This is a genomic window from Dyadobacter sp. CY261 (genome assembly GCF_021440085.1).
In the GTDB taxonomy this organism is placed as follows: Bacteria; Bacteroidota; Bacteroidia; order Cytophagales; family Spirosomataceae; genus Dyadobacter.
In genome coordinates this window covers 1180937-1192969 of sequence record NZ_JAKCPW010000001.1, presented here as the reverse complement: position 1 = coordinate 1192969, position 12033 = coordinate 1180937, and the positions used below count along the sequence as shown (strand labels likewise).

Genomic DNA, 12033 nt, shown 5'->3' with positions numbered 1-12033 from the left:
TTCTATAAATTTTCAAATCCCATAGAAATTGGACAAAATGCCCCGAAGAGCTCTTCGGGGCGGTGAGGGAGAGTCTTCAATAGCTTAATATTTAGGTAAAGCTGAATTTCAGGTTTGGTGCCTTATATAGATTCGACTTTACAATTCTACGAGAAAATCCTAGTGCCTTTATTTGTGACTTATAGTTACTAAATTCCTTATATTCCATTCTAGGATCAAAAACGATATCATCAATAAGTTTGAATGGATCAATTGGAAATGAAAACTTATCACCATTGACTTTGCCCTGAGAATTATAAATAATCCTTACCTCGTTTTCATGCTTAAATGGATATCGCTTAAACAATAGCGTTTGCGCTTGTCCGACACCCGTAGAATCGGTCATCCAAGAAGGCCCATTTGACTGAAGTAGAGTTTGAAGCCTAGTGGTTGTATAATAGTTTACTTTCCCGATAAAACAACTTATGTCCCTGAATTGCCCTCCAGAATCGTAAAGTGCTTTTAAAAGCTTTCTAGGAGTTGTTGAGATTCTTGCGCCTTCTTTTTTGTAAGAATAGATGCGCCACATTGCATCGCTTTCTTTCGTTCTGGTCCAGCATTGTCCAAAGAAATGCTCCCGAAAACCGATTGAGAAGAGTCGTCCGTCTTTCAGCTCACCAGTTGAGTTCATCATAAAGTTTTCGAAAGGGTCTTCCCAAAGTTTTGGTTTCACAAGTACATTCTGCCTATTGCTAAATAACTCAAAGAGTCTACCCACTGAAATTATGCGATAGATTGGCTGATCCTTCTGTTTTTCTGTTAGATTCAGGAAATTTCTGTCCATGCTTTGAAAATATATTTCGTTAAAAATCAATATACTATAAAAAAAGAGCCACTAGATGGATCATTCTCGAAATATAAATCATATTTTCTTAAACCTGGCCCAGATGTTATTCAAAGCTTCCAATCGCAAATTTTCATGTCCAATATTCGTCAATCAATCGAAGTAACGACTAATGTGAAATGTAAGATTTGCCATAGCTTTTTTTGTATCTTTGTCGTAATACAAAGAAGTTCATTAAAACGATTCAAATTAAGTCAAAGAAAACGGAACCCCATTTGGGACCCAGATTTTTTTAACCTTCGAAATAACGCCATGGTGGCGCTTTTCATAAAGATGATGTAGTCCCAGCGGGACAACCGAGCGCGCCTCAAAGGGCGCTTTTTTCATGCAAAAAAGTCGTTATTGTGAGCTGCTAAAAGATAGGTATACCATCGAGACTCATTTCCGGTCAAAGCGTCTGGTAACCTTTTCGGTAACCTTCTTGATTTTGCCGGGGGCGGAAAATCGACTTGCAGATCGTCCACATCCGGATATATGGCGCCGCGGGATAGCGATCGCTTCGTCCAGTTTAAGGAAGATGATTTGGTCGGATAGGCTGTTTCAGGTAAAAATAGGATAATAGGGAGGTGAAATGGCTTTCAAGGGAAACCACAATTTGGCAGAAGCTTAAAAGTAACATGACGTCGTATATCCACTCCTGATGCATGATCATTAATCAATCGCATTGTCGATTGGATCCTGACAATAATCTCTCCCCTCTGCAACACGACCACCATCTTAGCACCGATTTGCCCTCTGTTACGTAAAAAATATAAGCAAAATGATACGTGCGGCAATGCCTGAGAATTGAATCCTAAAAACTCATATGCTACGTCCCGGAGCAAAGACCTAGTTTCATGTAGGTTGATAAAAGGTGCTTCTTTTCCTTGTGCAAATTCAAATAGCCTTTGCCAGCAAGCCAATATTAATAAGCGGTATTTTCGTTTTATACACCCTGTTGATCTCCTTAATAGTTTCGTTGGCGATAACTGCATTGCCAATTGCCGTTGGGTGCAAGCCATCGTTGGAAAAGAAATTGCCGTTTGGGAAGGAAGGATTAATGAACAACCCGTCATCCGAATAATATTTTCCACTTAAAATTTTCTTACAGAGCGTGTACAAATCGACCATGGGTAGGTTGTATTGTTCGGAAAAGGCTTTTGAAACATTGCGGTTTATAATCAAATTTACGTTTCTAAGCTGACGTGATTCCTCGGGAGATAGTACCTCGCAATCGGTCAAAACTGCTATTTGATCGCTAAAAAAGGCCTTTTTTATATTGCCTGTTGGGATAAGAAGTGAGCTATCCTGCAATGCTGCACCGGAGACCCCGCCTTTCGCTATGATCCTTTTGACATCATAAAGGTGAAAAAAAGGAAAGTCAAGATAGTCCGGCTGATTGAACAGGACAAGTTTTCTTTTTTTAGAAAGATTTTCTAGAATAAACTGCCTTTGAGGATAGAAATACCCTTCATTCAGCATGGCATTAGCGTTCAAATTCTCTGAGCAGCAGGCAACTCCAACCCAAAGATCCAGATCCCCAAAAACTAGCACCAAGTTCGTAAAGTTTTTAACGGAATCGACCATATTTTCAAACGGACTGTCGTATACACCTCGCTTGTCGTAAAACCGGTATAGGTAACTAAAATATTCTTTTTGATTCGGATAATAGCTGAAAGCTTGGGATGAATCGGAGCTTGCCCCAGGTCCGTGTGGCCAACTAATATTATCCACGGGAACGGGTCCATTGTACCTACTTAAAATCAACGGTTTCTCGGACGTAATACCAAGGTAATTGGTCACTTTCTTCCAGGATGGCAGCTGCTCGGAGGTATCGTAGATCAAATAGCCGGTGCCATTTCCCTCATGCTTATCAAAGAGCGGTTGAACGAACGACTGCAGTTGCATTTGGTGGGCGATAAGATTAGGAATGGCCGTAAGCTGCCCTTCACGATACAAACCACCGTTTTGAAGTCCCGCCGCAAGGGAACCTCCAAAGGCAACCATCCGTACGGGCTGAGAATCCCCAGGCAAACGCAACGCGTCTAGATCGGGAGAAAAAGCAACAACAGGTAATTTTATATCCTCCTTGACAGGTAAGTTTAATGAACCGGTAATGATGTCAACCTGGGATTGGGCTGGCACCTTTTCTTTGCACGAAAAGGCTATACAAAAAAAAGCTAGTATTAAATTCAATTTATTCATCTCATTTACTCACATTTGAAAATTTGGGGCTAAGGCTTGTGTAACCATAGCCCCAGAATCCTATTTAGCTACCACTATTTTTTTAACGAGAGAGATATCACCAATCTTCAACTGGCAAAAGTAAATACCATCTTGTAAAGACGAGACATCGATTGGATATGTAAATGGTCCTTTATCATGATATCCATCGGCCACTTTCTTTAGTCTTTCTCCATTTTGAGTAATGATATTCAACTGAACTTGTCCAGCTTTGGGTAAATCAAATTGAACTCGAATACTGCCGACACTTGGGTTTGGGAAGACCCGCAAACCGTAAACTATTTCTAATGGCACAGTTTCCGACGATTCCAAAGCGGCCTTTCTGGCCCCGCTTCGGCATGTCTGTGGATATACCATCGGGGTTACCATCCAATTTCCTGTACTGTTTTTTACCCAACAACGAACACCAGCGCCTCCCATCAATAAACTTGATCCTGACGAGCCCGAGCCCACACCCCTGTCTAGGTCACCGTTGGCCGTAACCCATTTATAATCCACATATCCTGATGGGGCATATGCTGTATATGAGTCGTTGCTGGAATTGTAGCTCATTGTGATAGCTGGTAAGCTTTGCGCCGCATATCCGCTGCCGGTTGATCCCAAACTACTATGCCACGAATTCGCTAGTGAAGTTAAGCCTTTATATGTGGCATTGTCATTTAAATGCACAAAATCATTAGGTTTTCGATAATCCTTATTCAAACCGTCAGTAATTGCTCCGGTTAAATTTGGTGATGTGGTAGCGACTGTATTTTGGTTTGACTTTATTGTCGGCTCCGTGATACCATAAGTCCAGACCCCTGTGGCGTCATTCTTCTTGGATATTAACGTCGCGTCACGTGATACAAACCAGGGTATGTTATAGCCATATTGGGCACGCGACTTAGCGATAACATAGTTCAATTTGTTTACATAATCAGAGTTATAACTTGGATTTCCAAATTTATGCTCAGTTTCCGCTTCTCCCTGATGCCATAAAACCCCACGGCTGCCAAACATGCTAGCGTAATAATTCAGAGATTGCTTCAATCTGATATAAGGAAGTCCACTGTTATTCGGCACACTTAATATACTGCACGGATGCCCAATAAATGGCATGCCGGTAACTGCTCCGCCGTCGGAACTTGTCTTCCATGCGTTGATATCGGTTGATCCATGTGCTGCGTTGAAAAAAGCAATAGGTGCGCTGGTGGCATCAACTTGTAGATTCCCAAGTCGGGAATAGGCCCAGTTATTGTAACCGTTTGGGGCTATGTTGTTTCCATTACCTAACCGGGAAAAAACAGGAAATAGCGGGTACGGCACATATGCAGGTGCAGGGCTTGTAACCCACGAGCATTCCCCCAGCCAGTTATTTGATACCACGCAGTCATAGGCGTTGTCGGTCGGAAGCAACACCCCATCCTTAATACCCTGGGCATTTGATTGTCCGGCAATAATAAAGACGTTTCCTACACCAGCTTTGAGGTCATTAATAGCGACCGTAGCACCTGTGCTATTTACTGCTTTTACAAGTATATGATACCACCCTTTTTGCAAACTGACATCTTCACGGAATATTCCCTGACCTCCATTATCTCTCGATATATCAGAATAGTCCTGAATCAGACTTGAAAACGAACCATCTTTGTTGAGTTTTTCAATTCGCATTTGGAGGCGGTCATAAGAATCCGGGCAACCGATTTGGATGATTTAACTCCGAAAGAATTTGTTAATTTACATCAAGGAACACCGGAAACTCTACTTTCATCCGTCTGAATACCTGGGGGGACGTCATTTTCCTTTCAAGTACAACAGCTGCTAAACCTTCTTTTATGCAGTGCCGTTAATCTCTGATTTGTTGAGTGAAGCATGGCCTTATCCAGTTCTGTGTTCAGCCCTCAGGATGCGCCTGATGATGGCATTGACATATCGATAGCTTATGACCATCAGCTACCACAAAATTCCTACATTCCTCGCTCACACGTAATATTCCAAAGCAAAGTCACAAACATGGCTCCCGTCTTGATTAGCAAGGAGATGATGCCGTCTGGATAACTTCGCGAGCGTATGGCTGATCTGGAAAAAGTCTTTGCTACCACTCGATTCCGTAATACGTTTTTTTTGCAGCTTCCCACAATTTTTCGAGTCGCCTCTGGCTAGGCGGAGATAGTTTATAACCCAATCCATTAAGATAGATGACTACTTCTGAGACGAGCAAGGTTACTGCCTCAAACGTCCAATCCTTACTCTTCTTTTTATCGCCATAGCGAATTGCTATGATGAGGTTTTCGATCCATTTTTTTTCGAAGCTATTTTGCAGGTGTTGTTCAGGCACCCCAGAAGAATTGCCAGCATATTCAACCCAACTGCGTTTGATCGCAGAATCCGCGCTCGCGGCATAATGGCTGACATCTTCGTTTGTCAACTCCGACCTGTACAGTGGTCGATCGTCCTCTCCGTAACGATCAAAAGGTTCTTTCAATGTCTTTAACCATCGTTCCGCATAATAAAATTTACTGTAATCTGGTAACTTACATTTGTTGTATAGTACAAACAGCGCGCTGTCAGGCAGCTTTCCAAGTGGACGATAATCTACAAATGGATCTTCATCTCCAAATTCACTTTTTAATTGATTTTGAACATGGACGCAAATTTCTTGTTCTCGTTGCCTTTTCAAGGCTTCGGCGTCAAGCCCCCTACTAATATTTTCTTGTCGAATCAATTCCAATCTTTCCGTGAGTTCATGTCGGTCCATGCTCAACAATTGGAGCAGTATCAAGTTCTCGGGATCAACTGAAACATCCTCAACATTCACCTGGAAGCCTGTTGCCTCCATCCGCTTTTTTAGTTCTTTGTAACGGAAAGAATCACCCATCAACCGGGCGGGTGCTTGACCTAGATATTCTTGTTCATAACGATTGCCTACCGCACGATACAGGTTCTCACTTGCATCTTGTATAGCCGTCCGAAACTGCCCGATTTCTTTTTTCCAGATCTGCCAAAGCGAACGATTCTCGGTGGCCACAATGCCATGTGCACGACTCGCTTCATTTAATGTGGTCTGCAAAATACCAATCACCTCCGATTGATCAATTTGATTAGATAAAACTTCATTAGCTTGGAAAGTTTGCAGTAGATTTTCGGGCTCCAAAGCCTCTTTAATCTTGCTATCCGCTAGTTCAGCAACTTTTAACCGACGACCAATATGGAAAAGCGCAGCGGAGTAAAATTTAATATTTTCAGCTACCGTCCTTTGCAGTATATCAATAATAAGGTAAAATCCAGGGTAATCGCCTCTGACGTATTCATCCCGATCATAATACTCTCTGTCTTTTGACTCACTGAGTTCACGCAACCAAGTAACAGCATGGTCCTTGCTAAGTTCGTCTGGCAGTAATTCAAAAGCAGAGGTAATCAGCGACTTGCTGACCGTATGCTCAATTCTGATTTGTCTTAAATCGACGGTCATGGCTTATGCAAGCAAGGATTGAAAGGTTGGTGAATCAAAAAAGCTCCTGAAGAAACCCGTCAAGGCTTTCGGGGTTTCGTAATCATCAAGTTGCTGCATCCAGATCAAATGATCATCAATATCCTTAAAGAAAACCAAGCACGGGATTTCCCGCTTAGCAATGTTAAAATGGTCGGCTACCTTATAAGCCTCGCTGCGGTCGAATAAAGCATCATAATCCGGCTCCAGCAATTGATTCATTACTACACGATTGCCGTCGCCAAGGATTACTACCGAATTGTATATATCTTGTATTGTGACACTGGTCGAGGGAATACCGGCTCTTTTTGACGGGCTCGCGTCCGCTACCGCAGGAATCGGATTGACCAGGTTATTAAAGAATTTTGACCACGGATGGCCCGTCTTTTTGACATAGTTAATCCATTTCTTAGAAGGTGGTTCGATTAAGAAAATGGCACATTCCTCCCCTGAAAGTACATCAAGATCGAAAATGCCCTCCTTTAGGAATTCGACGATCAGCAAATCAGATCCTGTGTAGATTAAGAAGCCGTAAAGTTTATAGTTTCCTTGTTGGATGGCTAACCATTGAATCTTAACCTCGGTTAGCCCTGGAAATGGCATCATAGGCTCAGATATTAAATGGCAATTCCTAACAATTTAGCAACAATAGTGACAAATGGCGCTACCTTCGCGCCAACATCTACGGCTTTACTGGACAAGTCGCAAATTTTATTTAATTTCTCAATGAAAGACACCTTCGATTTCTGCGGATTCGCGGCAATCTCTGCGGCTTCTTTTTTTGCGCTGCCTACTACTGGTGTTAGTTCGATATCACGTAATTCTTCATGCTCATCACCTAAGCCCTTAACAGTTTTAAGTAGTTCCTCCATTCGCGATGTGATATCCTTCCAAAGTTGATGATCACTTTTTTCGCGACTGTCCTCAAATTGTTTAAAATTGATAGTGGCGGTCACAGTGTTGTCATCTCCTAGAATAAATACACTACCCGAAATTTGGCTGATGTTTATTCCGCCGCCGTGAAAAGGTTTACTCGTTGACATACCTTTTATTCAAGAGGGTTAGAACTTATTATATGATCACCGATTTTACTCCGGCGGTATTTCTTCGAATCAGCAGCGTACATTTATTCAAAATTCTCTTCAAAGAAATTTTTCACTATGCTGCCGCATGATCAAAGCTCTATCGCCTGAATTACGTGGTATGCTACTAACTTACACAAATAGTTTTACTCTTGAACGCCATTGAACTAGAGAGTTACAAAAAAGAGAGTTAAAAGGCAAAGTTTCGACTTAGCGGTTAAATTTGGAGAAATTGAGGGCTGAATCGGAGGAGACTGACTCAAGCACAATGCCTGCACAATTGATACAAAAAATGCAATCGGAACATCTGAACAACTCTCGAATAGGAGACTTACCGCAAACAGTATGCATTTTCTGGCCAGGAGCAAATGATAGTCGTACCCCAAATTTAATACAACACATCAGGCGTAGAGGTGCCCGTCGTAGAAGTCTCTCTCATGTTTGTTCATCTTCTCTGAACGTACTCGTTCCTTGACTCTAAGCCCTCCACCATCTTTGCTGCTAGCACTGGCTCGTGATGATTGATCGTTGCTTACTGGGGTTATCCTCGGCGATGGGGCATTAATCTCGGGCGCTATTTCCGTAAACCAAACACCATGGTTCTTTACTTTTGGCGGCGCGGAAACTAAATCAGGAACGCCGAGGCCAATTTTCGCTTTGCCGGTAAGAGGCACACTTCTTTGACCGCCAAGAGTTGTTATATTTTTCGAAGAGGGATACACATCTATTAATCCATTTTCACTGACGACAGCAACGGCCTTTTCCTCTTGGCCAAGTTGCGCTTCGAGCCTTTGTTTAATATTATGATCTTCAACCTTTTGTCCCAGCTCCTTGACAGCTCTTTCTGTTTCAGTTTGCATTTTCCTTGATCCCTCAACCAAACCTATTCCTCTGAGCCTATTTGACATTTGCTCCCTTCGAAAATTAAGCTCTCTCGCGTCCATAATCCCGTATGTATTAATTCGAATTGCTCTACTCATAATTCAAAAGTTTATATTGGATGACCAACTACGACTATTTCCAAAACGATGTCGTCAATATCAGCAAAAATCTCATTATTCTTCGTCGGCGTCTCAATGGCGATCTTCCAAAGACCATCTTGATTGTCAGGCTGGCCAATTGGGCTTGCATTGATCAGAGAAACTGTCCCACAATATTCCATCACTCTAAACGAATTACGGTTTTCAACTTTTCCAATCAAGCAAGATGGTAAATCATCCTGCCCAGTTCTAAAGTCGTTGCCACCTCTTTTATAAATCGCCTTTCCTGGTAAAGTAACGATTATAGACCAAGGAACAATACCCGCCTTGCCAATGATACTAGCACCCAGTCCGCTTAATCTAACATTTTCATGTTGGCTAAATAGACGTTGATCGAGTCTAAAAAGTATAGGCTGTGTTTCAAGCAATTTCCATTGCGAGTCACTTAAAATACTTCGCAATGAAATAGCGCGTGTAAATGATTGGTCCAGTTGCTGATACGATATAATGAACTCAATTGCCTCGCGATTCCAAATTGACAATTCGGAAACGGGATTTTTAGGCTTAATTGGCAAACTTGCTTCGTGGCCATAAATTTCTTTGAGACCTTTTTGCGCCATTGTGAGTCGCACAAAAGCATCCTCATAGTCACGAATAAGTCTTTGTTCTACCTCCTCGATTTTCTCCTGAAAGGAGAAAATGTTGCCCTCTGACTGAAACTCTTTCAATTTTGTTAGCATTGCCTCGCGTGCATTGATGGATGCTCTATCGTGCGCCGCCTGCTGCCTTGCCGATGTCAATTCTTCTTCGTCAAGTATTTTGGTTTCGAATACCCGTTCGTCAAGCTCAAGGTTTTTTTCATGGGCGACAACTGTAGCTGATGAGATTGTATTATGTTGCCCGTTCTGATCCGAATTCACGCGATCTGCGGCAACTCTAACGTTACTGAATCGTGTTTCAATCATCAATTTAAGGAAAGAACTTCGTTTGGTAAGAATGTCTACCTTCCTGTCAAAAAATCCTATGTTTAGGAGCTGGGATTCTAGCAAAAATTGCTTCTCTTCCTTCTCGATCTCGATTTCAAACTGAGCCTTAGCTAGGTACAATGAACGCAGCTCCCTTAGTTCATCTACACACCGATCCGTTAGGTCTGCACCTTGATTTAACAGAGCATCTACATGCCAACGACGGAATCGATTGTTTACATCCTGTTCATTCAAATTCAAGTTGCGCAGTGCATCAAAAATCTCTTTTAGCTGTCTCATCGTTTTGAACCTAGTTTACACTGATGTTTCCTCTTATTACTAAACTCTTGATTTGTTCTAAGGAAAAAATTCTTATTGCATCATATTCCTCAGCACATCCGGGTAAACAAAGCTGCTGTTTCGAATGAATTCTTAATCAAATCAGCTTTTCGAGAAGCGGTCCCCAGTCAATAAATTACTTGCCAAACATACGAGTGAAGAAGTAGTAGTTTCTGCTTAAAAGTCCGGACTGTTCTTTTTTTAAATTTCCAAATTCTTGATAAACGTGCTCCCGAGCATTCAAAGGGAACGGGACAATTTCTACATTCTCATCGCCCTCGCCAACCTCCCATCCTTTTGCGACGACTTTGTAGGCCACGATATGGGTAATCAGTTGCAAGAGGCAATCTGGGATGTCCTCTTCCTTTAATAGATCACTCTTTGATACGAGTATATCGTAGATTTTATCGTTGGTAGGAATATATATGGTCTGCATATAGTGCTTCCATACTTTACGCTCTGCCTCAGTTGAAGTGGCTATATCGAATTTATTGTCAGTAATTGCTAATCTGTGTTTAAGCGAGATCCAAGCTTGATCATTTGACTTTAACAGCGCATAGAGTGGACCATAGCAATCTCCCAACTGTTTGTTTACCCTGTCAAGACGATCTTTTCGTTTCACAAGCTCCAAGTCATAAAAGTATTTAATAAAAAAACCGACGACGGCAATTACAGCGGTAGCCGTTAAAGTGATAAATAGCTTTTTAGTCTCATCCATAAATTTGCAGAGCACAACATATAAATTGTAATTAATCGTTTCACTTGGAAATCGGATCTCAATTCAATTATAAGTGTACGGCTTTCAAGATCAAAAAAAATGGCGCATCCATTTATAAAATGATATGCGTTTTCTAATAGAATTAAATTTTGCCGATAATGCAATTGCGCAACTCGATGTAACCTTCTTTATTTATATTTTTCACATATGGGTCAAAGCTTGGATGCCGAATTCTGCAATACTTACTCAGTCTTGAGCGAAAAAACATAAAACAACCTGTTCCTTCGAAACTGACATTGCCACAAAAAAGGGACACATGTCCACATCGGGTTGGTTTCGACAAGTACAGAAAACCATTCTCCAGACCAACAAAGATCGTAGTATGATATTAGTCTTTCACTCAAATTAGCAGTCTCGACCGGGATCGTGTTTTCTCCTAGAAACAAGCTAAACTCTGACATTCGAGTCCACATTTCAATACGATGCTGGTTTGAATCCCGAGTGCTCCGTAAGAGAGATGAGAATGGAGAACGACTAGGAACAACCGCGTAAAACAGACAGTGAAATATCGGTCCCTATTTTGTCTAATCACAATATCATTTGGAAAGTGTTAAGTTAATCCTTCTTGGCACTGAAATGAAAAAAACTTACTTATCGGTAGTGGCATAACAAACAGTATTTTAAGTGGGCGAAAGGAGCTTTGGGTTTAGCTGGATATTTCATTGACAATCAAGCACTGGCAGGCCACGATTGCTTATGACAACGCTCCATACCGCTCGTCTTGCAAAATATCTTTGGAGTTATCGTGGCTGCATATTCGTACAAAATTCGGTTTAGCATAGCTCAAAAAAACTGAGATGTTTCTTGCCGTCCGGCAATATTAGAAATATGGGCTATAACCGCCTTGGAAACACGGATCAAATACTATAATTTCGGAATAGAAATCGATCAAAATGCGACAAAGTCGATCGTTTCATCTAGTAACCTATTGGGTAACCTGAAAATTGAAGTTCTGAATGTGATTGTCTTTGAGACAGTTAGGCGATAAAAATGATCCCAGCGGGATAACTTCTAGCGCTTCAAATGGTGCTTTTCTTGTTCAAAGTCTTCGTTTCCCTGAAAGTTTGTTGAGACAAGGTTCTCATTCTGAATCAATCCGGGTCTAAACATTCAGTAACCTATTGGGTAACCTGAAAATTGAAGTTCTGAATGTGATTGTCTTTGAGACAGTTAGGCGATAAAAATGATCCCAGCGGGATAACTTCTAGCGCTTCAAATGGTGCTTTTCTTGTTCAAAGTCTTCGTTTCCCTGAAAGTTTGTTGAGACAAGGTTCTCATTCTGAATCAATCCGGGTCTAAACATTCAGTAACCTA

Annotated in this window: 9 protein-coding genes; all 9 read right to left on the bottom strand. The window is 41.5% G+C overall.

The window, feature by feature from the left end:
- Positions 1-91: 91 nt before the first annotated feature.
- The gene (locus LZD49_RS04765) at positions 92-823 is read right to left on the bottom strand and encodes a hypothetical protein (protein WP_234666176.1); all 732 of its coding nucleotides are present in this window, start codon (positions 821-823) and stop codon (positions 92-94) included.
- Between the two features lie 936 nt (positions 824-1759).
- Complete coding sequence (locus tag LZD49_RS04760) at positions 1760-3067, bottom strand: hypothetical protein (protein ID WP_234666175.1); 1308 nt, start codon at positions 3065-3067, stop codon at positions 1760-1762.
- Between the two features lie 60 nt (positions 3068-3127).
- Complete coding sequence (locus LZD49_RS04755; protein ID WP_234666174.1) at positions 3128-4756, bottom strand: T9SS type A sorting domain-containing protein; 1629 nt, start codon at positions 4754-4756, stop codon at positions 3128-3130.
- 424 nt (positions 4757-5180) lie between these two features.
- Complete coding sequence (locus LZD49_RS04750; protein WP_234666173.1) at positions 5181-6557, bottom strand: hypothetical protein; 1377 nt, start codon at positions 6555-6557, stop codon at positions 5181-5183.
- Between the two features lie 3 nt (positions 6558-6560).
- A complete protein-coding gene (locus LZD49_RS04745; RefSeq protein WP_234666172.1) occupies positions 6561-7181 on the bottom strand; it encodes a hypothetical protein in 621 nt (206 codons plus the stop codon).
- Positions 7182-7192: 11 nt separating this feature from the next.
- Positions 7193-7618 (bottom strand): hypothetical protein, encoded by a 426-nt coding sequence (locus LZD49_RS04740; protein ID WP_234666171.1) that lies wholly within the window; start codon positions 7616-7618, stop codon positions 7193-7195.
- A gap of 440 nt (positions 7619-8058) precedes the next feature.
- The gene (locus tag LZD49_RS04735) at positions 8059-8637 is read right to left on the bottom strand and encodes a hypothetical protein (RefSeq protein ID WP_234666170.1); all 579 of its coding nucleotides are present in this window, start codon (positions 8635-8637) and stop codon (positions 8059-8061) included.
- 11 nt (positions 8638-8648) lie between these two features.
- Complete coding sequence (locus LZD49_RS04730; RefSeq protein WP_234666169.1) at positions 8649-9902, bottom strand: hypothetical protein; 1254 nt, start codon at positions 9900-9902, stop codon at positions 8649-8651.
- Between the two features lie 175 nt (positions 9903-10077).
- Positions 10078-10659 (bottom strand): hypothetical protein, encoded by a 582-nt coding sequence (locus LZD49_RS04725; protein WP_234666168.1) that lies wholly within the window; start codon positions 10657-10659, stop codon positions 10078-10080.
- Positions 10660-12033: the final 1374 nt, after the last annotated feature.

Excerpts from the sequence above, each read along its gene's own strand:
- LZD49_RS04750 (WP_234666173.1), bottom strand. The coding sequence starts at position 6,557 with ATGACCGTCGATTTAAGACAAATCAGAATTGAGCATACGGTCAGCAAG.
- LZD49_RS04730 (WP_234666169.1), bottom strand. The coding sequence starts at position 9,902 with ATGAGACAGCTAAAAGAGATTTTTGATGCACTGCGCAACTTGAATTTG.
- LZD49_RS04735 (WP_234666170.1), bottom strand. The coding sequence starts at position 8,637 with ATGAGTAGAGCAATTCGAATTAATACATACGGGATTATGGACGCGAGA.
- LZD49_RS04745 (WP_234666172.1), bottom strand. The coding sequence starts at position 7,181 with ATGATGCCATTTCCAGGGCTAACCGAGGTTAAGATTCAATGGTTAGCC.
- LZD49_RS04725 (WP_234666168.1), bottom strand. The coding sequence starts at position 10,659 with ATGGATGAGACTAAAAAGCTATTTATCACTTTAACGGCTACCGCTGTA.
- LZD49_RS04765 (WP_234666176.1), bottom strand. The coding sequence starts at position 823 with ATGGACAGAAATTTCCTGAATCTAACAGAAAAACAGAAGGATCAGCCA.
- LZD49_RS04740 (WP_234666171.1), bottom strand. The coding sequence starts at position 7,618 with ATGTCAACGAGTAAACCTTTTCACGGCGGCGGAATAAACATCAGCCAA.
- LZD49_RS04760 (WP_234666175.1), bottom strand. The coding sequence starts at position 3,067 with ATGAATAAATTGAATTTAATACTAGCTTTTTTTTGTATAGCCTTTTCG.
- LZD49_RS04755 (WP_234666174.1), bottom strand. The coding sequence starts at position 4,756 with ATGCGAATTGAAAAACTCAACAAAGATGGTTCGTTTTCAAGTCTGATT.